The sequence below is a fragment of the Streptomyces sp. NPDC004051 genome (genome assembly GCF_053604275.1).
On record NZ_JBSGHG010000010.1, the window covers coordinates 94,326 to 118,638 of the forward strand.

18 protein-coding genes are annotated in these 24,313 nt (G+C 70.4%); 11 read left to right on the plus strand and 7 right to left on the minus strand.

The features are described from left to right. Positions 1-202 precede the first annotated feature (202 nt). A complete protein-coding gene (locus ACWEQO_RS13835) occupies positions 203-1,225 on the minus strand; it encodes a LacI family DNA-binding transcriptional regulator (protein WP_452982464.1) in 1,023 nt (340 codons plus the stop codon). Between the two features lie 137 nt (positions 1,226-1,362). Between ACWEQO_RS13835 and ACWEQO_RS13840 the strand changes: the two genes are divergently transcribed. The 4 genes from ACWEQO_RS13840 to ACWEQO_RS13855 are packed head-to-tail and all read left to right on the plus strand — an operon-like array spanning position 1,363 to position 6,824. Next, positions 1,363-2,667 carry an ABC transporter substrate-binding protein gene (locus ACWEQO_RS13840; protein WP_452982467.1) on the plus strand — a complete coding sequence of 435 codons (1,305 nt, stop codon included), beginning with the start codon at positions 1,363-1,365 and terminating at the stop codon, positions 2,665-2,667. Positions 2,668-2,674: 7 nt separating this feature from the next. After that, positions 2,675-3,631: a carbohydrate ABC transporter permease gene (locus ACWEQO_RS13845; protein WP_452982470.1), complete on the plus strand. Its 957-nt coding sequence runs from the start codon at positions 2,675-2,677 to the stop codon at positions 3,629-3,631. Beyond that, positions 3,628-4,446 (plus strand): carbohydrate ABC transporter permease, encoded by an 819-nt coding sequence (locus ACWEQO_RS13850; RefSeq protein WP_452982473.1) that lies wholly within the window; start codon positions 3,628-3,630, stop codon positions 4,444-4,446. Before ACWEQO_RS13845 ends, ACWEQO_RS13850 begins: the two co-directional genes overlap by 4 nt. After that, complete coding sequence (locus tag ACWEQO_RS13855; protein WP_452982476.1) at positions 4,443-6,824, plus strand: beta-xylosidase/alpha-l-arabinosidase; 2,382 nt, start codon at positions 4,443-4,445, stop codon at positions 6,822-6,824. Before ACWEQO_RS13850 ends, ACWEQO_RS13855 begins: the two co-directional genes overlap by 4 nt. A gap of 88 nt (positions 6,825-6,912) precedes the next feature. Here ACWEQO_RS13855 and ACWEQO_RS13860 read toward each other — a convergent pair whose 3' ends face one another. After that, positions 6,913-7,113 (minus strand): DUF397 domain-containing protein, encoded by a 201-nt coding sequence (locus tag ACWEQO_RS13860; protein ID WP_452982479.1) that lies wholly within the window; start codon positions 7,111-7,113, stop codon positions 6,913-6,915. After that, positions 7,110-7,982 carry a helix-turn-helix domain-containing protein gene (locus tag ACWEQO_RS13865; protein WP_452982482.1) on the minus strand — a complete coding sequence of 291 codons (873 nt, stop codon included), beginning with the start codon at positions 7,980-7,982 and terminating at the stop codon, positions 7,110-7,112. Before ACWEQO_RS13865 ends, ACWEQO_RS13860 begins: the two co-directional genes overlap by 4 nt. A gap of 162 nt (positions 7,983-8,144) precedes the next feature. On the opposite strand from ACWEQO_RS13865, the gene ACWEQO_RS13870 reads away from it, so the two are divergent. After that, positions 8,145-8,627, plus strand: coding sequence for an ATP-binding protein (locus ACWEQO_RS13870; RefSeq protein WP_452982485.1), 483 nt, complete (start codon positions 8,145-8,147; stop codon positions 8,625-8,627). Between the two features lie 76 nt (positions 8,628-8,703). Here the strand turns inward: ACWEQO_RS13870 and ACWEQO_RS13875 are convergent, their stop codons facing one another. After that, positions 8,704-11,292: a GmrSD restriction endonuclease domain-containing protein gene (locus tag ACWEQO_RS13875; RefSeq protein WP_452982488.1), complete on the minus strand. Its 2,589-nt coding sequence runs from the start codon at positions 11,290-11,292 to the stop codon at positions 8,704-8,706. Between the two features lie 449 nt (positions 11,293-11,741). Between ACWEQO_RS13875 and ACWEQO_RS13880 the strand changes: the two genes are divergently transcribed. Further along, on the plus strand, positions 11,742-13,193 hold the full coding sequence (locus tag ACWEQO_RS13880; RefSeq protein WP_452982491.1) for a DUF1998 domain-containing protein: 1,452 nt from the start codon (positions 11,742-11,744) through the stop codon (positions 13,191-13,193). Positions 13,194-13,262: 69 nt separating this feature from the next. Here the strand turns inward: ACWEQO_RS13880 and ACWEQO_RS13885 are convergent, their stop codons facing one another. Further along, positions 13,263-16,262 (minus strand): carbohydrate binding domain-containing protein, encoded by a 3,000-nt coding sequence (locus ACWEQO_RS13885; protein ID WP_452982494.1) that lies wholly within the window; start codon positions 16,260-16,262, stop codon positions 13,263-13,265. Between the two features lie 477 nt (positions 16,263-16,739). Here ACWEQO_RS13885 and ACWEQO_RS13890 point away from each other — a divergent pair, with 477 nt between their 5' ends. Next, the gene (locus ACWEQO_RS13890; RefSeq protein WP_452982497.1) at positions 16,740-17,069 is read left to right on the plus strand and encodes an alpha-amylase; all 330 of its coding nucleotides are present in this window, start codon (positions 16,740-16,742) and stop codon (positions 17,067-17,069) included. Between the two features lie 59 nt (positions 17,070-17,128). Here the strand turns inward: ACWEQO_RS13890 and ACWEQO_RS13895 are convergent, their stop codons facing one another. Continuing rightward, entirely contained in the window at positions 17,129-17,551 is a 423-nt protein-coding gene (locus ACWEQO_RS13895) for a DUF6223 family protein (protein ID WP_452982500.1), read from the minus strand. 220 nt (positions 17,552-17,771) lie between these two features. Here ACWEQO_RS13895 and ACWEQO_RS13900 point away from each other — a divergent pair, with 220 nt between their 5' ends. The 4 genes from ACWEQO_RS13900 (at position 17,772) to ACWEQO_RS13915 (ending at position 22,920) form a co-directional block, all read left to right on the plus strand. After that, positions 17,772-18,899: a sensor histidine kinase gene (locus ACWEQO_RS13900; protein WP_452982503.1), complete on the plus strand. Its 1,128-nt coding sequence runs from the start codon at positions 17,772-17,774 to the stop codon at positions 18,897-18,899. Beyond that, positions 18,896-19,558, plus strand: a complete 663-nt coding sequence (locus ACWEQO_RS13905; RefSeq protein ID WP_452982506.1) for a response regulator — start codon at positions 18,896-18,898, stop codon at positions 19,556-19,558. The genes ACWEQO_RS13900 and ACWEQO_RS13905 overlap by 4 nt, the downstream gene beginning before the upstream one ends. 488 nt (positions 19,559-20,046) lie before the next feature. Continuing rightward, the gene (locus tag ACWEQO_RS13910; protein ID WP_452982509.1) at positions 20,047-20,565 is read left to right on the plus strand and encodes an SRPBCC family protein; all 519 of its coding nucleotides are present in this window, start codon (positions 20,047-20,049) and stop codon (positions 20,563-20,565) included. Between the two features lie 57 nt (positions 20,566-20,622). Next, a complete protein-coding gene (locus ACWEQO_RS13915) occupies positions 20,623-22,920 on the plus strand; it encodes an FdhF/YdeP family oxidoreductase (protein ID WP_452982512.1) in 2,298 nt (765 codons plus the stop codon). On the opposite strand, the gene ACWEQO_RS13920 is transcribed toward ACWEQO_RS13915, so the two are convergent. Beyond that, positions 22,913-24,253 carry an amidohydrolase gene (locus ACWEQO_RS13920; protein WP_452982515.1) on the minus strand — a complete coding sequence of 447 codons (1,341 nt, stop codon included), beginning with the start codon at positions 24,251-24,253 and terminating at the stop codon, positions 22,913-22,915. The two genes, ACWEQO_RS13915 and ACWEQO_RS13920, sit on opposite strands and share 8 nt — an antisense overlap. Positions 24,254-24,313: the final 60 nt, after the last annotated feature.

Sequence of the window (24,313 nt, forward strand, 5' to 3'; positions counted from 1 at the left end):
CGGAAGCACCGCGCCGGAAGCGGGGGACCGGGTAGTGCACCGGCCCCCCGGTTCCGGCCGTCAGGGGCGAGGCGCGGAAGTCGAGGGCGTCAGAGCCGAGGAGTGGAAGGCAGCCGATACGCCGCCGCAAACTGTTTCGGAGAAACCCGAAACATTCGAATCTTCCTTGCGCGCCCCCTGGAACCGCCGTCCCCGCGCCCCTTCACGCCTCCTCGGGCGGAGCCGTGCTCTGCCGCACCACCAGGTGGGTCGCCAGCTCTATGCGCTGTGCGGCCGTGCCCGGGACGTCCGGGCGGAGCAGCATCCGGGCGGCCTCCTCGGCCATCTGCCGCAGCGGCTGGTGGACCGTGGTGAGCGGCGGACTCGACCACTGCGCCGGCGGTACGTCGTCGTAGCCGACCACCGACAGGTCCTCGGGCACGCGCAGCCCCCTGACCCGCGCCGCCTCCAGCACGCCCAGCGCCTGGAGGTCGCTGCCCGCGAAGATCGCCGTCGGCCGGTCGGGTCCGTCCAGCAGGTCCATGGCGTGCTCGAAGCCGCCCCGCACGTGGAAGTCGCCGAAGCGCGTCAGGCGCGGGTCGGTCTCCAGGCCCGCCATCGCCAGGGCCGAGCGGTAGCCGTCGAGGCGGGCCAGCGAGCACAGCATGTCCTCGGGACCGGTGACGATCGCGACCCGCTCGTGACCGAGGTCGGTGAGGTGGCGGGTGGCGGCGAGGCCGCCGGCCCAGTTGGCGGAGCCGACTGAGGGCACGTCCGGGTCGGGGTCGCCCGCCGGGTCGATGACGACGAAGGGGATGGCCGCCGCCCTGAGCCGGCGCTTGACGTCCTCGGGGAGGGCGGAGAAGACCAGCACCACGCCCAGCGGCCTGCGCCGCAGCACACCCGGGAGCCAGTCCGGCGCGGGTGTGTGCCGGGTGCCGCTCTCGGTGAGCGCCACCGTCGCACGGTTCTCCTTGGCGACGTTCTCCACGCCCTTGATCAGCTCCATCGACCAGATGCTGTCCAGTTCGTGGAAGACGATCTCGATGAGCGGGGAGCGGGACGCCGACTGCCCGCGCCGGCGGTAGCCGTGGGTCTCCAGAAGGCGCTCCACCTTGGTCCGCGTCGCGCGGGAGACGTCCGACCGGCCGTTGAGGACCTTCGAAACTGTCGGCATCGAAACGCCGGCCTCTTTCGCGACCGCGGCCAGGGTGACTCGGCCGCCCACCTCGTCGTCATCGTGCATACCCGCAGGATAGGCCACCGCGCGTCGATAACGGTTTGGTGACTACCGGCCTGACCGTTGACCGAGCCCTTGGTCTGACCTACTGTCCCACGGCATGGACTTTCGGTGATGGGGCCGAAACTTTCGAAAGGCGAACGATGAAGACACGTGCGCGCTTGCCCAGACTGGTCGCCTGCGGTGCGACGCTCGCCCTGGCAGTGACCCTTTCGGCCTGCGGCGGCGGGGGCGGCGGGGCGTCGGCGGACGACGACAAGATCCACGTCCTGGTCTACGGGGACGCCACCAACAAGGTCGAGAAGAGAATCGTCGACACGTTCAACAAGACGTCCGACGTCAAGGTCGTCCTCGACACCATCCCCGGTGCGGACTACCAGAAGAAGCTGCAGACGATCATCAGCACCCCGCAGGCCCCGGACGTCTTCTTCAACTGGGGCGGCGGCAGCATCAAGCCGTTCGTCAAGGCCGACCTGCTGTTGCCGCTGGACGACTTCATCAAGGAGAACCCGGACCTGGAGAGCAAGTTCCTGCCGTCCGTCTTCAACAACGCCGTCGTCGACGGCCAGCCGTACGGCATACCCATGCGCGGCACCCAGCCGGTCCTGCTCTTCCACAACAAGAAGGTCCTCGACGAGGCGGGCGTCAAGCCGCCGAAGACCTGGGACGAACTGCTCGACGCGGTCGGGAAGCTCAAGGACGCGGGCGTCACACCGATCGCGCTCGGCGGCGGCGACATCTGGCCGACACAGATGTGGTTCCAGTACCTCTTCGACCGTGTGGCCGGCCCCGGGCTGTTCGAGAAGGCCGTCGGCGGAGACAAGAGCGCCTGGGAGAGCGCGGACAGCAAGAAGGCCCTGAGCATGATCAGGGAGCTCGTCGACGCCGGCGCCTTCGGCAAGAACTACGACTCCGTCAAGTACACCAACGGCGGCTCGGTCCAGTTGGTGGCCTCGGGCAAGGCCGGCTTCGAGCTGATGGGCTCCTGGTACTACTCGCAGCAGTTGACGGACCACAAGGCGTTCGCCGAGAAGGGCCTCGGCTACACCGCCTTCCCGACCGTCGAGGGCGGCAAGGGCGACCCGGCCAACGTCGCCGGCAACACCAACAACTACTACTCGGTGATGAAGAAGACCAAGCATCCCGAGGCCGTCGCCGAGTTCCTGAAGCTCATGTACTCCGACGAGTTCGTCAAGGCGCAGTTGGACATCGGCAACCTGCCGACCACGACCAACACCGCCAATTTCATCGACAATTCGGCCACCCCCGAGTACTCGCGCTTCCAGTACGACCTGGTCGCCGACGCCCCCTCGTTCCAGCTGTCCTGGGACCAGGCGTACCCGCAGAAGGCGAGCTCGGACATGCACAAGGCCGTCCAGCAGTTCTTCAACGGACAGCTCGACGCGGACGGCTTCATCAAGGCCATGCAGGCCCTCCCCACCGAATGAACGGCTCATGACCACTCAGATCACGGGCGCTCAGCCCGCCGCCGGACCCCGCAGGGGGTCCCGGCGGCGGCCGTCCGCCTCGTCCGCAACGACGGTGGGCCGCCCCGGCTTCGCCTGGGCGCTGCCCGCCGCAGTGTTCTTCACCCTCTTCGCGATCGTCCCGCTGATCATGGTGGCCGTGCTGTCCTTCATGAGCTGGGACGGGATCGGCTCGCCCGAGTTCGTCGGCACGGACAACTGGTCCCGCCTGATGGACGACCCGGTGATGTTCAAGAGCATCTGGCTGACCCTGCTGCTGACCGTGCTCGGCGTGGTCCTCCAGACCCCGCTGAGCATCATGCTCGGCGTCTGGGCCGCCGGACACCAGCGCAACCGGGCCGTGCTGTCCGTCATCTACTTCATCCCGCTGCTGCTGTCCGCCACGGCCGTCTCCGTGCTCTGGCGGGCACTGCTCGACCCCAACTTCGGCATCCCCGCCGACGCCACCTGGCTGTTCGGCGACGGAAACCTCTTCGGGGAACAGGCCACCGCCATCGGGGTGCTCGCGTTCGTCAGCACCTGGCAGTTCACCCCCTTCCACACGCTGATCTACCAGGGCGCCGCCCGCGCGATCCCCCAGGTGCTCTACCAGGCCGCGGAGATCGACGGGGCGGGCCGCTACCGGCAGTTCTTCCACATCACCCTGCCGCAGCTGCGCAACGCGATGATCACCTCGATGATCCTGATGATCGTCGGCGGCCTGACCACCTTCGAGACGGTCCTCATCCTGACCCAGGGCGGACCCGGCACCGACACCACCATCAGCGCCTACTACATGTACGACAAGGCGTTCAAGAGCTTCGACTACGGCACCGGCTCCGCGATCGCCCTGGTCCTGGTCGTCGCGGCCACGATCATCTCGCTGATCGTCGTCCGGGTCTCCGGCTACGACAAGATGCGCAGCACCATGGAGGGTTCGTCATGAGGCGCCGCCCCAACTACCTGGCCGGCGCCGGCTCGCTCCTCTGGCTCTTCCTGGTCGGCCTGCCGCTGTACGTGCTGCTCGCCGCGACGCTGCGCACCCGCCAGGACTACGCCGAGAACGGCCCGGTCTCCCTCCCGGACAGCTTCACCCTGGACAACTACACCGGCGCCTTCGCATCGGGCTTCGACCAGTACTTCTTCAACACGCTCGTCGTCACCGCCTGTGTGATCGGCATCGTGCTGCTGCTGGTCCCGCCGCTCGCCTACGCGATCGTCCGCAGCCGCGGCCGGACCACGTCGGCGATCTTCCGGCTGTTCCTGCTCGGCCTCGCCGTCCCCGCCCAGGCCGTCATCGTGCCGATGTTCTACCTGATCAGCGAAGCCGGGCTGTACGACAACCTGCTGGGCGTCATCCTGCCCACGGCCGCGTTCTGCCTGCCCATGTCGGCGCTGATCCTCAGCGGCGCCATGCGCGACATCTCCCCGGAGCTGTACGAGGCCATGGCCATGGACGGCGCCACCCCGCGGCGCATGTTCTTCCAACTCGTCCTGCCACTGTCCCGCGGCGGACTGTCCACCATCGTGGTCTTCTCCGCACTCCAGGCCTGGAACGGCTTCCTGTTCCCGCTCGTCCTGACCCAGTCCGACTCCTCCAAGGTCGTCACCCTGGGTCTGTACAACTTCCAGACCGAACACGGCATCGACATCCCCGGTCTGCTGGGAGCCGTGGTGCTGTCCATGGTGCCCATCCTGCTCGTCTACCTGTTCGCCCGTCGTGCCCTGGTCCAGGGCCTGATGGGTGTCGGAGGAAAGTGACTGCCGACGTGGCCGTAGAGACCACCCCCGAAATCCCCCTCTGGAACGACCCCGACCTCCCCGTCGCCGCCAGAGTCGACGCACTCGTCGGCGCGATGACCCTGGACGAGAAGATCGCCCAGCTGTACGGCGTATGGGTCGGCGCGTCCGCCAACGGCGGCGAAGTGGCCCCGCACCAGCACGACATGGAGGAGGCCGTCGACCTCGACGCCCTGCTGCCCGCCGGACTGGGCCAGTTGACCCGCCCCTTCGGCACCGCCCCCGTCGACCCGGCGCTCGGCGCGCTCTCCCTGCTGCGCACCCAGTCCCGGATCACCTCGGCGAACCGCTTCGGCATCCCCGCCGTCGCGCACGAGGAGTGCCTGGCCGGCTTCGCCGCCTGGGGCGCCACCGCCTACCCCGTCCCGCTGTCCTGGGGCGCCACCTTCGACCCCGATGCCGTACGCCGGATGGCCGGTGCCATCGGCCGCGACATGCGCTCCGTCGGCATCCACCAGGGCCTCGCCCCCGTCCTCGACGTGGTCCGCGACGCCCGCTGGGGCCGGGTCGAGGAGACCATCGGCGAGGACCCCTACCTCGTCGGCACCATCGGCACCGCGTACGTCCAGGGCCTGGAGTCCGCCGGGATCGTCGCCACCCTCAAGCACTTCGTCGGCTACTCGGCCTCCCGCGCCGGACGCAACCTCGCCCCCTCGCCCATGGGCGCCCGCGAACGGGCCGACGTCCTGCTCCCGCCCTTCGAGATGGCGATCCGCGAGGGCGGCGCCCGCTCGGTCATGCACTCCTACACGGACACCGACGGCATCCCCGCCGCCGCCGACGAGAGCCTGCTGACCGGACTGCTCCGCGACACCTGGGGCTTCGACGGCACCGTCGTCGCCGACTACTTCGGCATCGCCTTCCTCAAGACCCTGCACGGCGTCGCCGGCGACTGGGCGGAGGCCGCGGGCGCCGCGCTGAAGGCCGGCGTCGACATCGAACTGCCCACCGTCAAGACGTTCGGCGCGCCGCTCGCCGAAGCCGTCGCCGACGGCCGCGTCCCGGAGGAGGTCATCGACCGCGCCCTGCGCCGCGTCCTGACCCAGAAGGCGGTGCTCGGCCTGCTCGACCCGGACTGGAACCCGGTGCCGCCCGCCCTCGACGGCGCCGTCCCGGACGACCCGGACGCCCTGCGCGGCACGATCGACCTGGACGGTCCCGAGAACCGCGAACTGGCCCGCGAGATCGCCGAGAAGGCCGTCGTCCTCCTCACCAACGACGGCACCCTGCCCCTCACCCGGCCCCGCCGCATCGCCCTGGTCGGCCCCAACGCCGCCGAGGGCACCGCCGTACTGGGCTGCTACTCCTTCCCCCAGCACGTGGGCGTGCAGCACCCGGACGTCCCGGTCGGGATCGACCTGCCCACCCTGCACGACACCCTGACCGCCGAGTTCCCCGACGCCGACATCACGGTCGCCCGCGGCACCGGCGTCGACGACGGCGACCTCTCCGGCATCGGCGAGGCGGTGGACGCGGCCCGCGAGGCGGACCTCGTCATCGCCGTCCTCGGCGACCGCGCGGGCCTGTTCGGCCGCGGCACCAGCGGCGAGGGCTGCGACGCCGAGTCCCTCGCCCTGCCCGGCGCCCAGCAGCACCTGCTCGACGCACTGCTCGACTCCGGCACGCCGGTGGTGACCGTCCTGCTCGCCGGGCGGCCCTACGCGCTCGGCCGCGCCGCCGCCGAGTCCGCGGCGATCGTGCAGTCCTTCTTCCCCGGAGTCGCCGGCACCCAGGCGATCGCCGGAGTGCTGAGCGGCCGCACCAACCCCTCCGGCCGGCTCCCGGTCAGCGTGCCGCGCGGCCCGGGCTCCCAGCCGACCACCTACCTCGGCGCCCGCCTCGCCCAGCTCAGCGAGGTGTCCAACATCGACCCGACCCCGGCGTTCGGCTTCGGCCACGGCCTGACGTACACGGAGTTCGCCTGGAGCGACCTGGAGGCGGAAGCCCAGGAGACGGGCACGGACGGCGAGTTCACCCTCTCCCTCACCGTCCGCAACACCGGCGACCGTTCCGGCACCGAGGTCGTCCAGCTCTACCTCCACGACCCGGTCGCCTCCGTGGTCCAGCCGGTGCAGCGCCTCGTCGGCTACACCCGGCTGGAGCTGGACCCGGGCGAGGCCCGCAGGATCCACGTCACGGTCCCCGCCGACGTGGCCTCCTTCACCGGCCGCGACGGCCACCGGATCGTCGAACCGGGCGCCCTCGAACTCCGCCTCGCCGCGTCGAGCACCGACCCCCGCCTGACGGCGACGGTCACCCTGACCGGCCCGGAACGCCGGGTCGACCACACCCGCCGCTTCCACGCGGCCTTCACGCAGGCCCCGGCGGGGCAGGGCTGACCCGAACCCGACTCCGGCCGGCCCGGACCGCACCCGCGGTCCGGGCCGGCCGCATGTCGGCCGAGTCCCGTACTTCCGGGAAAGCGGGTCAGCTCCGGCCCCGCCGCAGACCCGCGACGAACCCGGACCATGCGCTCCGCGGGAACGCGAGCTGGGGCCCACCGCGTTCCTTGGAGTCCCGTACGTGTATGACGGCCGGGCCGGGGGCGACTTCGACGCACTCGCCGCCCTCGTCGCCGCTGTAGCTGCTCTTCAACCAGATGAGCGGTGCGGGCTGTTCGGTGTTCATAGGTCTCCCAGCATCTTCTCGATCAGGCGCAGGGATTCGCGTGGGGTGAGCGCCTGCCCTCGGATGCTGCCATGTTTCGCGGCCAGGATGCGTACCTCTTCCTGGTCAGTGATGAGACGGCTGATGTGCTGGACCTCCAGATAGGCCACCTGCGGTTTGCCCTTCGGGGTGAGCAGCGTGAACGGTCCGCCCATGCCTGCGTGTTCCTCGCTCGCGGTCGGCATCACCTGGATCTCCACGTGGCGCATGCGTCCTGCCCGCAGCAGTTGTTCCAGTTGTCCGCGCTGTACGTCCCGCCCGCCGAAGGGATGCCGCAGAATGCTCTCTTGAATGGTGGCGCTCACGGTCGGTGGCGGCCACCGTGTCATCAGCTCCTGCCGATCCATCCTTGCGGTGACACGCTGCTCGATGGTCTCCTCGTCGAAGAACGGCTGTCGGCTGGCAAAGACGGCGCGGGCGTAGTCCGGGGTCTGGAACAAGCCGGGTACCGCATGGTTGGCGAAGTAGCGCAACTCCACGGCTTCCGCCTCCAACCGGGCATAATCCCGGAACCACTCCGGATGCCGCACCCGGCGCCGTGCCTTCGCCCGCTTCACATCCTCCGCCGCCGACGCCAACAAGCCCCTGCACTCCAACAACTGGTCCACCGCGACCAGCAGTTCCGGCTGAGGAGTCCGCCGTGCCCGCTCGACCGAGGAGATCGTCTCCTCGCCGTACCCGATCTGGTCGCCCAGCTCCTTCTGGCTCAGCCCGGCCCGCTCCCGGGCCACCTTGATCTGGCGGCCGAGGGCTCGGAACAGGTCCGCGACCTCGTCGGTGCCCTCTGTTTCGCCACTCGTGGGGAGACCCGTACCCGGCTGCGCTGTCATGCCGCACCACCACCTTGCTTCTCGTACTGGGGACGAACCGGCGAAGCCCCGGCCAGGTCATGGCCGTGCGCCCGGACATCACACCGTCCGCGCCGGGGCAGTCGCTCTGCGTACCGCCCGGACTGCTGCACACGGTAGGACGGTTCGGTCACCCTCGGTGATGTGAATCAGGAAACTGTCACCGCACCCGGTGAACCGACCGGCGCCACCAGCCACTTCCGCACCATGTTCCCCACCACGGCGCGGGGCGCGCACGACGCCCGCCATGCCGCTGAGCACTGGCTCGCCACGCAGCAGGGATGGCCGGAAGCCGCCACCGCCGGCGACGACAGCGCAGCCACGGCGTCCCTCCTCATCGCGGAACTGACCGCGAACGCGGCCCTGCACGGCCGGGTGCGGGGCAGGAACGCACGTCTCGCCCTCGCCCTGACCCCCGCCACCCTGCGGATCGAGGTGACCGACGCACGGGGCGAACGTCTGCCCGCGCCGACCTCGGTCGCCGATGCCGACAGCGAGGGCGAGTCCGGACGGGGCCTGCTCCTCGTCGCCTCGCTCGCCGACGCCTGGGGCTGCGAGCCCCATCACCCGGGCGGCAAGACGGTGTGGGCGGAGTGCGCCCGGCGGGCCGCCCGGACAGGACGGTAGGCAGGGCAAGGGCACTCTGCCGCCGGTGCCCCGCCCGCCCTGCTCACCACAAGCCCGGCTGTCGGCCGACCCGTCCTCAGGACGTGCCCCTGCCCTCCCAGCGGTCCCGGAACCACGTCAGCGTCTCGGTGAGCAGCTCCCGGTTGCGGTCCTTCTCCAGCAGGGACAGCCGGATGTTGGGACGCAGCTCCAGCTTGCCCTCCGGGAGGTCGACACCGTCCAGAGCGTTGAGACGGGTGAGGAATTCGGCGCGCAGCGTGCGGTCGGTGAACGGCTCCCGCGCGGCGAGGTACTGGAACACCACCTCCGCCGTGCCCCCGCGCCCGGCGCCCGGGTAGAGCGTCATCGGCCAGATGCCGCGACCGGGGCCGCCCGCCTCGCCGAGCATGAGGTACGCGCTCGTGGTGACGTGTCCCGCGCCGTGACCGATCCAGCCGCCCAGTGCCTCCCAGTGGGCGAAGAGCGCGCGGACCGCTTCGACGGTCTCGGGGGAGTCGTCTGCGGCGAGCTGGCGGAAGAACCGTTCGGCGCGGGTCTCCTCTCCCGGCGTTCCCGCGGTTCCGTCCTGAGCGGTGTCCTCGCCGTCCGCCCGGTCGTCGTCCGTGCCGGCGAGCAGCGCGGCGAGGTCGTCGGCGGTGAGCCGCTGGGCCGGGTCGGCGGCCCCGGTGGCCGTGAAGCGGATGCCGTCGGCGGCCAGCCGGGCGCGGACGTCGTCACTTCCCGCTTCCTGGGGCGTCGCCCACCGGAAGCCGTCGGAGACCTTGCCCTCGGAGGTGAGAACCCGGTACGCGTTGGCCACTCCGGAGATGTTGGCCAGGTGGTTGCCCACGGCCTGGGCGCCGGAGCCGAGGAACGCGGCGAGATCGCCGTACGAGGTCCAGGTGCCGTGGGGGAACGCGGCGAGGACCTGGTGGGCGAGCTGCCAGTCGCGGCTGCGCTCCGCGCGGCCGACTCCGCGCAGCGGGGCCGGCCACAACGCGATCGCGCGGTCGGCGAGTTCGTCGGCACGGGCCAGGATCTCGCGCACGCCCCAGCGTTCAGTGGCGGCGATGCGGCGGTTCATCTCCAGGTGGCTGCCCCGCAGCAGGTCCTGTTTGCGCTCGAAGGGGTGGTTGGACAGCTCCGCGTTGACCGCGGTAAGCGTCAGGTTGCCGAGGGTGTGCTGGAACAGGGCGTGCAGTTCCTCCGGGGTCTCCTCGCCGTCCGCCTCCTCGCTCAGTGCACGCAGCCACTCGTCACTGGGCGACTGCGGCATGACGTGCTCAATGGTGAGCTGCGCGGCGGCGAAGTCGACGGGTTCGGGATGCTCGTAGCTCTCCTCCAGCCGTTGCAGCACCAGTTTGCGCTGCTGCCACCGGCCGTACTGGTAGAACGGCGCCTTCCTGATCTTGTCGCGCAGTTCGGTGTCATCGGGCCAGAAGCGGTTCTCGGAGGAGAGGAGCCGGTGCAGTCCCTCGGTGACGGGCACGTCGAGCGGGAGCTGTCCGGGCACGGCCTGGAAGATCCGGTTGAGGTTGTTGACCGGGACCCGGCAGATCATCCGACGGACGAGGAAGCTCTCGATGTACGCCAGGGCGCGGGCGGTCTCGGAGGAGTCCGCTTCCCCGCGCTCGCGCCGGTCGAACAGCAGCATCAGGGCGGGGTAGGTGACGGCTGCCTGCCACGCGTCCAGGCGACGGAGCGCGGCCCGGACCGCGGGATCGGGCTCCTCCTCGGGGTGCAGCAGCCGACGGAAGTGGGTGCTGCGGCGGTGCAGTTCCCTGATGTACTCCTCGATCTCCGCCTCGCCCGTCTTCCTTTCCTCGAAGCGCTTCTGCTGGGCGGTGTACAGATCCTGACGGCGGACCCGGTCGTCTCCTTCAAGTACCAGTTGCAGCCACATGAGCTGTTCCAGCTCGTCGTTGCTCAGACTGCCCTGCAAGGGGAGCCAGTAGGTCTCGTAGACGTGCTCGCCGCGCGTCGGAAGCCGCATGAAGAGGTAGTTGCGCAGCAGGTCGGCCTGGCTCAGCTTGAGGCCGGTGTTGTTGAGCGACTCGAAGATGCGGTGCACGTTGTCGCCGCGCTCGGCGGTCACCGCCACCAGCGTGAGCCGGGAGGTGATCGCCTGCTCGATACGGAACACGTCCTGCGGGGCCGCCGGATCGTCCGCCTCGACGAGCTTCTTGCGGAAGAAGGCATAGGCGGTGGCGACACCGCTGCCGGTGGCCTGATCGGTGAGGGAGCCGCGGATGTGGGCGGCGAACTGAGGCCGGTCCGCCTGCGTCGGCAGCAGACGGAGGTGGTTGTTGCCGCTCTTCCGTTTGTTGATCAGGTATTCCTCGTCGATGCGCTCGGCCTCGTCCGGCTGGGTGGCCGCGACATGATCGCGGATGGCGGCCAGCGCCAGGGACAGCGTGGTCAGCCGCTGCTGACCGTCGACGACGAGCCAGCGGGGGAACGTCACCTCGTTCTGCGGTGACGGCGCGAGCACGACCGAACCGAGGAAGTGCGTGCTGCTCGCCTTGCCCTCCTCCGACTCGAGCAGCTCGGCCTGTTCCAGGATGTCGCTCCACAGCTGCTTGAGGTGCTTCTCGGTCCAGGAGTACGTCCGTTGGTAGAGCGGTACCTGGAACTGCTGGGCCCGGCCCTGTACGAGATCGGCGAACAACGTTTCCTTGGCCTGCATGATGGCCCCCTTGATCCTCGAGCGTCCGCCGCCGATTACATCAGGCCCGGCCGACCTCCGTATCGGAAAAGCCCCATGAGGTGCGGAATCATCGGAGATCCGGTCACACTGTATTTCGGGGGGTCTGTCTTGAGCTGACGGCTGGAGAAGTCGGCCCCGCTCTCTACCAGGCGCTGCCCCCGGCGACCGACGGCCCCGCCGCCGCGCTGCCCGGACGCGGCCGCAAGCCCCTGTTCTTCAGCGACAGCCGCCAGGCCGCCGCCTACTTCGCCCCTACCTCGAGGACTCCTACACCCGTATCCAGCACCGGCGCCTGATGACACAGGCCGCCCTGAAGGGTTGCCCCGACCTCGACGAGCCGCTGCACATCGACGACCTCGTCGCCCATACCATCCGCGCAGCCGACCGCGCCGGAGTCTTCCGCCGCAACGACTCCCGCCATCCGCACGATGAAGGAGGAACGGGGCCGTATCTGGCGCAAGGCAGGGGAGTTCTTCCTGCCCGATGACACCACCGGCGAGACAGCGGCCCACATCGTGCGCGACTGGCTCACGCCCGTCCCGGAGAGCGTGGCGGCCTCGATCCTCCGGGTGCTTCCCGCAAGCGTCCAGGACGAGATCGACGTGGAATCAGGTGCCTGGGTCGGCGAACTGGACCGGCTGCTGCGGGCTGCGGGACAGATCCTCGAGCAGGACGTCACGGCCTACAGCGAGCGCCGCGACCAAGCGGTGGCCGCCCGCAAGTACCGGCTGGCGGACATGTACGAGAAGGTCATCCGCAATCTGACGCACCGCGACCTCCTAGGGGTCCTGGCCAACCGCAACGTCCTGCCCAAGTACGGCTTCCCCGTGGACACCGTCGAACTGCGCATCCCCCAGGACAGCGGCGCCGTGTCGGGCCAGCTCGAACTCACCCGCGATCTCAATGCCGCCGTCCACGAGTACGCGCCGGGTGCCGAGATCGTGGCGGGCGGCCAGCTGTGGGCATCCGCCGAGGTCTACCGCCTGCCCGACCGCGAACTGGTCAGCCGCCACTACACCGTGTGCGGCACCTGCGGCCGCTACCGCGAGGCCACCGAGCCCGTCGACCCCACCTGCACCGCCTGCGGCGAGTCGTCCACCTCCGCGCCGCGCCGCTACGTCGAACCGGTTTACGGTTTCGTCGCCGCACGCGGACCTCAGCGTCGGCCGGGGCAGACCCCGCCGCGCCGCTCCTGGTACGGCGACGTCCACATGTCCACCGAGACCGCGGACGTCCACGAGGGAACCACTGTCTTCACCTCCGGACACACCACGGCCTGGTCGGCGGGCGCCCGGGGCGAGATGGTCGTCGTCTCGGAAGGACCGGGCGGCGCCGGGTACGAGATCTGCGACTGGTGCGGCTGGGGCCGCCCGCACGCGCGTGCCGGATCCCGGGGCGCGGGACACCCTCATCTGCTGAAGGACACCCAGTGCACCGGCCCGATGCGAGTCGTTTCCCTTGCGCACCGGTACCAGACGGACTTCCTCCAGATACACCTCGACCTGCTCACCGCCCTCAGCGCGACGCAGGAAACCCTGCGCTCCGGCCTCTACGCACTGCTCGAGGGCGCGGCCACCCACCTGGAGATCAGCCGGGACGACATCGACGGCACGGTCCACACCGGAACAGACGGCATGCCGTCGCTGCTGCTCTTCGACACCACACCGGGCGGCGCGGGTAACACGATCCGGATCGGGGAGCACCTTGAGGCTGTTGCGCAGGCGGCACTCGGCAGGGTCAACGCCTGTGAATGCGGTCCGGAAAGCAGCTGCTACACGTGCTTGCGGACCTTCCGGAACGAGCGCTTCCACGAGTTGTTGAGTCGTCGCGAAGCGGTATCGCTCCTGTATGCCCTGACCGGCGGGAAGGGCGGGCAGTAGCGCGACACGCCGAAGCGTCGGTGGGTCCGGCAACAGACGCTGCCGGACCCACGCGCGGGATTGTTCTGCCTACTTCAGGTAGGGACCGTCCGCCCCGATCTTCCCGGACCCGTCGAGGACGTAGACCCGCAGGTTGCCCTTGCCCGGCGCGGCCACGGTCAGGGCGCCGTTGGACACGGACCTGGTGTCCCCGGTGACCGCGTCCCGGTATGTGCCGTTCGGTACGCCGGTGAAGGTAGCGGCGCCCGAGACGGTGACGAGGGCGAAGCTGTCCGTGCCCCCGCTGGTGTAGCGGCGCTTGAAGGCCATGTCGCCGCTGATGCCGTTGGTGGAGTACTGGCCCATCTGGAGGGCGGGGACGGCCCGGCGGATCTGGTTCAGGCGCTGTACGTGCTTGACCAGGGGCTGTTGCAGCGTCGTGGCGACGGCACCGGTGGCCGAGTCGACCTTGGAGAAGTCGGAGGCCTTCACGTTGCCGGCGACATGATCGCCGAAGTACGCGCGGCCGGTCGTGGCCAGCGGGCAACTCGGGCCGCAGTCGATCTTCTTGCCCTTCTGGAACTCGATCTCCGAGCCGTAGTAGAGGGTGGGGATGCCGCGGAAGGTCCACATCAGCGACATGTTCTCGGCCCAGGCGTCGGTGCCGCCCGTGTAGCGTTCGCTGCTCTTGTTGGGCCCGTAGTCGTGGCTGTCGACGTAGACCACGTTGTAGGTGGCGTCGTGGTAACTGTCGTCGGAGTCCTTGCCGTTGTGGAAGGCGTTGCTCGCGTCACCGAAGTTCATGTGCATGCGCATGTCGATGACGTTCATGCCGGAAAAGCGGCTGCGGTCGGGGGCGTGGTAGGTGTTGCCGTCGAGGAACGCGTTGGTGGAGGTCGGCTGGTTCCCCGTGCCCTGCTGCTGCTCGTGGTCGTACATCTCCAGGGCGGCCTGCCCGTCGTCGGCGCTGTACTCCTTGTGCTCCTTCCAGGTGAAGAACTGGGCGGAGTGGTTGACCGAGCCCCGGTTCCACTTGTCGTTGACGAAGGCGGCGACCTCGCCGAAGACGAAGAAGTTCTTCGCGGCCTCGGCACCGTGCCGCTGGGCGACGCGCTCCTGGATCGCGGGCAGGAAGCGGCGGTTCCAGGTGGTGCGGGGGATGTGGACGGCCGTGTCGACGCGGAAGCCGTCGACGCCCATGTCGATGTACTTGTCGTAGGCGCCGATCAGGTAGTTCTGCACCTGCGCCTTCTCGGTGTCGAAGTCGGCGAGGTCCTCGTGCAGCCAGCACGAACGGGAGTCCTCGCCCTCCCAGTTGCCGATCCAGCACTGGTGGTAGTACGCCTTCGGGAACATGCCCGAAGTGGGGCTCGGCCACTGGCAGTTGTAGATGGTGTAACCCTCGGGGCTCTTGGCGCCGGTGGGCCTGCCCCAGTTGACGCAGGTGTTGCCGGACGGCTCGGCGGTGGACCAGAGGTCGCCGTTGTAGTGCGACTTGCCGCTCTTGGGGTCGACGGTCAGGCCGTCGTACTCGAAGCCGGGCTGCCTCTCGTCGTAGTACCAGCTCCACTGGGAGTCGCGCACGCCGTACACGGTCGGGGTGAACAGGCCCTTGGCGCCCCAGCGGGAGGAGTGGTTGTAGACCACGTCCTGGTAGATCTTCATGTCCTTGGCGTGTGCGGCGTCGATCAGGTCCTGGTAGCCGGCGCCGGCCGACTCCAGGCGGGGGTCGACCCGGTAGAAGTCGTAGCCGTGGTAGCCGTGGAAGTCGTAGTCCGAGCGGTTGAGCACGACCGGGGTGATCCACACGGCGGAGAAGCCGAGGCCCTTGATGTAGTCGAGCTTGTCGACCAGGCCCTTGAAGTCGCCGCGGAACATGGGGTCGTCGTTGGCCGCATTGCCCGACTTCACGTGCTGGCTGCCGCCCCGGTTGTTGGAGGGGTCACCGTCGTTGAACCGTGCGGTGAGCACGAAGTAGATCGGATCCTTGCGCGGGTCCGTGCCCAGCGGTGTGCCGGTGGCCGGACCGCCCGGCGCGCTCCCGGTCCTGGCACTCGCCCCGGCGGAGGCGGCCGAGACGTTCCCGGCGGCGTCCACGGCACGCACCGTGTAGGTGTACGTGGTGTCCTCCTCCAGCCCGGTGTCGGAGAACACCGTCGAGGAGACGTGGGTGACCGTCGTGCCCGCGGTGCCGCCGGTGCGAGTGACCTGATAACCCGTCACGCCCCTGTCGTCCGTGGCGGGTTCCCACGACACGACGACCGAGGTGCCGGTCGCCGCCGCCCGCACCCCGGACGGGACGCTGGGCGCCCGGGTGTCCGGCTCCTCGCCCGCGCACGGGTCCTCCGCTCCGGCGGTGACGGTGTTGTTCCGTACGGTGCTGGTGCCGGACGGGATCGTGTAGTCGGCGCCGTTGTTGTTGTCCCAGGTGCCGTTGCCGTTGTTGAAGGCGGCCCGCAGGGAGTCGGCGGACCCGAGGTCGACGGTCCGTTTCCACCAGCCGGTGCAGGCCTGTTCCATGCCGATGCCCGGGACGGGGGTCCAGGCGCCGCCGTCCGGTCGGTAGTGGAGGTTCACGGTGCTCCACCCGAGCGGTCCGGCCGCGTAGTAGACGGTGGCCGACCGCGGGCTCTCCGGCTCCTGTCCCGCGCAGGGGTCGCTGTGCGCCACCACTCCGTCCTTGACGGTGATGCTGCCGGTGCCCAGGTCGTAGTCGCGCCCCGCGTTGTTGTCCCAGGTGCCCGAGCCGTCGTTGAAGGCGGCCCGCAGTCCGGCGGCCGAGCCCAGGTCGACGGTGGTCTTCACCCAGTCCGTGCAGGCCGCCTCCATGCGGACCCCCGGGACCTGCGTCCACGTGCCGCCGTCCGGGGCGTAGTGCAGGTAGGTGGAGGACCAGTTCCGGGTCTTCGTGTGGTAGTAGACCGTTGCCGAGGTCGCGGCGGCGGTTGCGGCGGTCCCGGTGGTCGCGGTTGCGGCCGTGAGCTCGGGGTCCGGGGCGGGGGGACCCGTCACCGAGGCCAGGACGAGGAGTCCGGTGGACAGGGCACCCGCGGTCCAGCCGCGGGCACGCGGTCGGTGGCGTCGTCTCATGTGCGCCTCCAAGTGGGGTGAGGGAAGCCGGGGAGGGACTTCCTGTGGACGCACACCGCGAATCCTGACGCGCCTGGAGATCCCGATGCGCCCATGCCTGCACAAGGATTCTGAAAATTACGGAAACTCCTTGCGGGCGAGGGGAGATTACTTGTGCATGACATGCCTGTAAAGAGGGCGCGCAGGAGAGTGGGCGAGGGTGGAGTGTCCGCTCCGTCACCGCTTGGGGTAGCTCTTTCCGGTCGACCCGCAGGCGGGGTCGGAGGTGCGCCCTGCGTGCCGGATGCCGTCACGTGAATGCGGCCGGGCGCCGCTTCAGCGGGTTGCTGTGACGACCTGTGTTCAGGAACTGCCGGGAAGGCGGCCTGGAAGGACTTACTGAAACTTGCAGCAAGATGGCGCAAATGCTGCCTGGCCACCGGTGAAGCGCCCTAGCCTGAGGGCGCATCGGTTCACGAGTTGAAGGAGAGTACTCCCATGCGTCAGGCAACGCGTTCATTCTTTGTGGCGTCGGCAGCAGTGCTGCCGACGCTGATGGGCGGCGCGGCAGCGCACGCGCTGACGCAGGAAGCCGGGCGGGCGCAGGCCGGTGTCCCCGCCTGCGTGGAGGTCGCCCCGAGCTGGCGCTACACCTTCGTCACCAACAACTGTTCCGCCCCCTACACGCTGACCATCGCCTACAGCGACGGTCGCGAGGTGCCGTGCCGCGTCGCCCATCCCGGCAACCACATCACCTTCCCTGGTTATGGCACCCGGGGTGACCATGTGGTCGGCGCCGTCCTGTGCTCCGACGGCGCCGACCACTGACGCACCTCCCGGCCGGATTGGATCAGGAAGGCCCGAACGCGTGCTCGTGTCCGCTGCCGTCAGCCGGTGCGGCGGGAGCGGGCCAGAGCCAGCCGGCCGCAGACCGCGGCGATCAGCCCCAGCACCAGGGCCAGGGCGCCACCGACCACTCCGTTGCCGGTGCCGGGACCGCCGTCGGCGACGGCTAGATTCAGCGCGCCGATGACCATGCCGGCCAGCCCCGCCACCAGGGCCGCGACGGCCCTGTTCCTCCTGTTCCCGGTGCCGGTACGGCCCGCGGAGCGGGCCAGGGCCAGCCCACCGATGACCACGCCGGCCAGCGCCACGAGCGCGGCCGTGGTGCCCACGAGTCGCCCGGTGGTCAGGCTGTAAGCATCGACGGCGGCCGACTGGGCCGAGGCGTGCGCGGCCGCCGGTGCGGCAAGCCCGATGCCTCCGAGCGCGGCGGCCACGGCGGCGGCGAGCAGGCGACGAACAGACATTCGAGGTACTCCTTCTCTTCCTGCGACTGGGCGTCGCCTGAGCATGTCTGACGGCCTCACCCACGGTCGTCCGGCGGACGCAGACACTTCGCGCTGCCGCCGCTGCCGCATCCGGCTACCACGGACGCCGCAGGAGGTGCGAAGGTACTGCGCGTGCGGTAGTCGGCCGCTCGTTCACGAGGGGGACTCGCCCGCGGTGGCAGCCAGCTAGGGTGCGCGCATGAGTGCAGGTGAGTCCGGCGTTCGGGCCCGGTTCGGAGACTGGGCCCTCGCTGTCGGCGTGGCGGCAGTGCTGCTGGTCACCGGGCTGTCCGGACAGCGTGCCGCCACGGACTTCGCTTTGCCCGGGTACGCGCTGCTGACGATCGGCGGGCTGGCGCTGGGCGCACGCCGCCGGGCTCCGGTTGCCGTCCTGGCCGTCACCGGGCTGTGCGCGGTGGGGTACCAGGCGGCCGGTTTCGACGTGCCCGCCGTCGCGTACCTGTTCGCGGTGTACGCGGCCGTACGGGCGGGACACCGCACCGTCACGGTGGTGGCGAGCGTGGCCATGCTGGCCTTGCTGCCGCTCGCGGCCCTGGCCTCGGGACTGCGCGACACGGGCGAGGTGTTCGCGCAGGCCCGAGGCGCCCTCGAGATCGCCTGGCTGATCGCGGCCGGCGCCGCGGGGGAGGCGTTGCGGCAGGCCGAGCGGAGGGCGGACGAGGCCGAGCGCACCCGGGAGGAGACCGCGCGGCGCCGCGCCGACGAGGAACGGCTCCGTATCGCCCGGGAGCTGCACGACTCGCTCACCCACCAGATCTCGGTCATCAAGGTGCAGGCGGAGGTCGCCGTGCACGTGGCCCGCAGGCGGGGCGAGGAGGTGCCGCCTTCCCTGCTGGCGATCCAGGAAGCCGGACGCGAGGCGAGCCGGGAGCTGCGCGCGACGCTGGAGGCGTTGCGCGACGACGACACGGCCCCACCGCGCGGGCTCGACGATGTCCCGGAACTGGTGGAACGGGCCCGTACGTTCGGCCTGGACGCGACGCTGACGATCGAGGGACAGCGACACGGCGTGTCGGCTGCGGTGGACCGGACCGTCTACCGGATCGTTCAGGAGTCGCTCACCAACGTCGCCCGGCATGCGGACGCGGCCACGGCGTCGGTCCGGATCGACTGCCGTCCGGACGCCCTCGTGATACGCGTCGACGACGACGGCAGGGCGACGTCGGCCACCGCCCCGGTACCCGGTCTCGGGCTGCTCGGCATGCGCGAACGCGTCACCGCCCTCGGCGGCCGGCTGCGGGCCGAACCACGCGGCGAAGGCGGCTTCACCGTCCAGGCCGAACTTCCCGTGGAGCGGACGTCATGATCCGTGTCCTGCTGGTCGACGACCAGCCGCTCATCCGCAGCGGGTTCCGCGCCCTTCTCGATCTCGAAGACGACATCGAGGTGGTGGCCGAGGCCGCCGACGGCAGCGAGGGCCTGGAGCTCGCCAAGGAGCACCTGCCCGATGTCGCGCTCGTCGACATCCAGATGCCGGTCATCGACGGCATCGAGGCGACCCGGCGCATCGCCGCGGACCCGACCCTGGCCGGGGTGCACGTCGTCATCCTGACCAACTACGGTCTGGACGAATACGTCTTCGACGCGCTGCGCGCCGGCGCCGCCGGATTCCTGGTCAAGGACGTGGTGCCGGAAGACTTCCTGCACGCCGTACGCGTCGCCGCGCGTGGCGATGCCCTGCTGGCACCCTCGATCACCCGCAGGCTGATCAACCGGTACGTCACCCAGCCGCTGCCCACCGGCACCGACACGGGGCTGGAAGAGCTGACCACCCGCGAACGCGAGGCTGTTGTCCTGGTCGCGCGGGGCCTGTCCAACGACGAGATCGCCGACCACATGGTGATCAGTCCGCTGACTGCGAAGACCCACATCAACCGGGCCATGGCCAAGCTCCGTGCCCGTGACCGGGCCCAACTCGTGGTCCTCGCCTACGAATCAGGCCTGGTAGCCCCACGTAGCCCTTGAACACGCGTTACGTACACCAAGGCCGTCCCGAGCGGCAAGGGTGCGCTCGACGTCTCCACCTGCCCTGGGATCCCGAGCATCTGTGCCCCTGGAGCCGTCAGCAGGCCGCCGGACGCCTTGGCCGGGGTGCCGTCGTTTCCCGTGGACATCGAACACGATGGGGTTCGAGCGCCTCCCGAAGAACCGGACACCCGCTGTCGCCACCCGTGAACGGAGCCGGCCGGGACGACACCGACGGCACGGTCCGCACGGGAACCGACGGAGTGCCGTTGCCGCTGTTCTTCGACACCACGCCGGGTGGTGCGGGCGACACGATCCGTGTCGAAGAGCATCCCGGAGCTGTTGCGCGGGAGGCGCCCAGCAGGGTCGACGCCCGTGAGTGCGGAGCGGAAAGCAGCCGCTCCGCACCGCCGTGGAGCAAGCCGTGTGGCGGGCTGTCGGGTGGGCAGTGAGACTGGGAGGGAGCGGCGTCTGGAGATGGGTGGGTCATGCGCACCGTCGAGGAGACGATCGAGGTCGCGGTCCCGGTGCGGACCGCGTACGACGCGTGGACGCAGTTCAAGAGCTTTCCCCGGTTCATGGCCGGGGTGCGGCGGGTCGACCAGATCAGGCCGGCCGTCCCCCGGTGGGTCGTCGGCACCGGACCCGTGCGCCGTGAGGTCGGGATCGAGATCGTCGAGCAGGTGCCCGACTCGCATCTGGCCTGGCAAAGCCTCGAGCGGCGGCCCTCCCACCGCGGCGAGGTGTCGTTCCGGAGCACCCTGACGGGCACGACGGAGATCACCGTGCGGGTGCGGACCGAAGCGCACGGCGCCGCCGGTGTGCTCGCCGCCGCACCCGGGGTGACCCGCCGGGTGGTGCGGTCCGGGCTCCGGCAGTTCAAGACGTACATCGAGGGGATGGGGGACGCGGTCGGAGCCTGGCGCGGGACCATCCGCAACGGACACGTGCAGCCCATGGAACCGAAACCGCCCAGAAGCCGGGTGCCCTGCTGGCCCGTCGGCTGAATCCACCGACCCCCACCGAATCCACGGGTGGGAACAGTCCACGCGAGAGGCGAGCCGATGAAGAAGCCCCCCGGCGAAGAGCCGAAGGAGGCGCTCACCACGACCCCGCCCCAGAAGTGGGCCGCGGGAGTCCCCGCGGTGGTGCACGCCCTGGAGTACTCCCTGGAGCAGACGTCCCCCGGACGCGTCGGCGAGACGCTGCTGACCATGAACCAGGTCGACGGCATCGACTGCCCCGGCTGCGCCTGGGCCGACCCCGCCCCGGGGAAACGGCACCGCAACGAGTACTGCGAGAACGGTGCCAAGCACATCACCGACGAGGCGACGGGGCGGCGGATCACCGCCGACTTCTTCCGCACCCACCCGGTCTCCGAGCTGGGCCGGCGCTCCGACATGTGGCTCAACCAGCAGGGCCGGCTCACAGAACCGATGGTCAAACGGCCGGGATCCGACACCTACGAGCCGATCAGCTGGCATGACGCCCTCGGCCTGCTCGCCGACGAGCTGACCGCGCTCGACTCCCCCGACGAGGCCGTCTTCTACACCTCGGGCCGGGCCAGTAACGAGGCCGCCTTCGTCCTACAGCTCTTCGCCAGGGCGTTCGGCACCAACAACCTGCCCGACTGCAGCAACCTGTGCCACGAGTCCAGCGGCTTCGCCCTGCACGAGACGCTGGGCACGGGCAAGGGAACGGTCAGCCTCCACGACCTCCACCACACCGACCTGATCTTCCTGGTGGGCCAGAATCCCGGCTCCAACCACCCGCGCATGCTGTCCGCACTGGAGGAGGCCAAACGCAACGGTGCCCGCATCATCGCGGTGAACCCGCTGCCGGAGACCGGACTGAGGCGGTTCAAGAACCCGCAGAAAGCGCGCGGGATCATCGGCCCCGGTACCCAGATCGCCGACCGTTTCCTGCACATCCGCCTCGGCGGCGACATGGCCCTGTTCCAAGGACTGAACCGGCTGCTGCTCGAGGCCGAGGACGCCCGCCCGGGGGAGGTGCTGGACCACGACTTCATCCACGCCCACACCACCGGCTTCGACGAGTTCGCCGCACACGTGCGCGCCGTCGACTGGCAGGACGTCGCCACCGCGACCGGTCTGATGCGCGAGGAGATCGAGCAGGTCCGGGACGAGGTGCTGCGCAGCCGGCGCGTCATCGTCTGCTGGGCCATGGGCATCACCCAGCACAAGCACGCCGTCCCCACCATCCGAGAGTTCGTGAACTTCCTGATGCTGCGCGGAAACCTGGGCAGGTCGGGCACCGGCGCCTGCCCCGTCCGGGGACACAGCAACGTGCAGGGCGACCGCACCGTGGGCATCTGGGAGCAGATGCCGGACTCGTTCCTCGACGCGCTCCAGCAGGAGTTCGGCTTCGACCCGCCGCGCGCCCACGGACTGGACTCCGTGGACGCGATCAGGGCGATGCGCGAGGGCCGCATCAAGGTCTTTCTCGGCCTGGCCGGGAACTTCGTCCGGGCCGCCCCGGACAGCGCGGTCACCGAGGACGCCCTGCGCAGGTGCCGGCTGACCGCCCACATCTCGACCAAGCTCAACAGGTCGCACACCGTGTGCGGCGACACCGCGCTGATCCTGCCGACCCTCGGCCGCACCGAACGGGACATCCAGGTCCACGGGGAGCAGTTCGTCACCGTCGAGAACTCGATGAGCGAGGTGCACACCTCCAGGGGCCGCCTGAGGCCGGCCTCCCCCCTGCTGCTCAGCGAGGTCGCCATCCTGTGCCGGCTCGCCCGCCGCACCCTCGACGACCGCGTCGACGTCCCCTGGGAGCAGTTCGAGGGGGACTACGGGACCATCCGTGACCGCATCTCCCGCATCGTGCCGGGACTGCACGACTACAACCGGCGCGTGGTCCGTCCCGGCGGCATCCAACTGCCGAACCCGGTCAACGAGGGCGTGTTCCACACCGCCACCGGCAAGGCCCTGTTCACCCGCAACACCGGAGAAACGCCGGGCGTCCCCGAAGGGCACCTGCTGCTGCAGACCCTGCGCTCGCACGACCAGTGGAACACCGTCCCCTACACCACCGACGACCGCTACCGGGGCATCCGCGGAAGCCGCCGGGTGGTCCTGGTCAACCCGCGCGACCTGGCGGAACTCGGCCTGACCGAAGGACAGCGGGTGGACCTGGTCGGCGTGTGGACGGACGACACCGAGCGCCGCGCCGAGGGCTTCAAGGTGGTCCCGTACCCGAGCGCACGGGGCTGTGCCGCCGCGTACTACCCGGAGACCCAGGTCCTGGTGCCGCTCGACAGCGTCGCCGAGGTCAGCAACCAGCCGGCGTCGAAGGCCGTCGTCGTCCGCCTGGAGCCCACCACGGCGCTCACGTGACGGCGAACCGGTCGAGTGCCGCGACCGCCAGCGCGGCGATCGCCGGGCGCAGGGCGCTGCCGATGTGCGGGGCGAAGTGCGGGGAGTGGTTCGGGGCCGGGGGTGGTGCGGCGTCCGGGCCGTCGGACGTCCTCCGGCGCCAGGTGTCCGGGTCCGCCACGCCCAGCATCCAGTAGACCAGCGGGATCCCGCGCTCCCCGTGGATCGCGGCTCCGGCGTCCCCGAACAGGGGGAAGTCCTCCGTGGCCATCGACCCCGGCCAGGGCAGCACCCGCGCGGGACCCAGGAGCCCCGTGTGGGCCCGCCGTACCGAACCGGTGGTGTGCGGGTCGCACAGCAGGGCCGCCGAGCGGGAGACGACGGTCACCTCGGGTTCCCGGGGCGCGCCCGCCGCGGCGCTCTCGGCATGCACGATGCGGCGCACCGCTGCCAGCGCCCGGTCCAGGGACGCCTCGACGGCGGCGCGGACCGCGATGCCGAGCACGGCGTGGTCCGGTATGACGTTGGCGGCCGTTCCGGCCCGCACGGTCCCCACGGTCAGCGTCACCTGGTCGGCGGGTGCGGTCTCGCGGGCGACGACGCTCTGGAGCCGGGTGACGACGGCCGCCGCGGCGACGACCGGATCCACCGCCAGGTGCGGGGTGGCGACGTGACCGCCCCGTCCGTGCAGCACCACGTCGAGCACCGCGCCGGCCGCCGCCATCGGTGCCTGCTCCGCCGCGTGCGCGACGGTGCCGGAGGGCATCGGCGCGGCATGCTGGGCGAGGACGACGTCAGGTCTGCCGAACCGTTCGTACAGGCCGTCCCGCAGCATGGCCTCGGCCCCGGCCAGCGTCTCCTCGGCCGGCTGCCCCACCACCAGCAGGGTGCCCCGCCACCGGTCGGACAGCCGGGCGAGCAGGTCAGCGGCACCGGCCGCCGCGGCCAGGTGCAGGTCGTGGCCGCACGCGTGCATGGCGTCGTTGCGGCTGGCGTACGGCAGCCCGGACCGCTCGCGCATCGGGAGCGCGTCCAGCTCGGCCCGCAGCCAGACGCGGGGGCCGTCCCCGTTGCGGAGCACCCCGACGACGCCGTGGCCGCCCACCCCGTGGGTGAGCTCGCAGCCGGCCGCCGCGAGGCGCCGGCCGAAGCGGTCCGCGGTGCGGGCCTCCTCCCCGGACACCTCCGGGTGCGCGTGCAGGTCCAGGTAGTGCGTGAGGGCGGGCCGCAGCACCTCCCCCACTCGGGTGAGGAGGTGCTCGGCGCCCGGCGGCAGCGAGCCCTGACCGGGTGCCGGCGGGGCCTCGGGGCCGGCCGGTGCCGGGTGCGGGGCATGGTGGGACGGTGAGGTCATGGACGTGCTCCGGGAAACGGCCGGGCCTCCGCCGCGGCGCGGGGAGGCCCGGGGACGGAC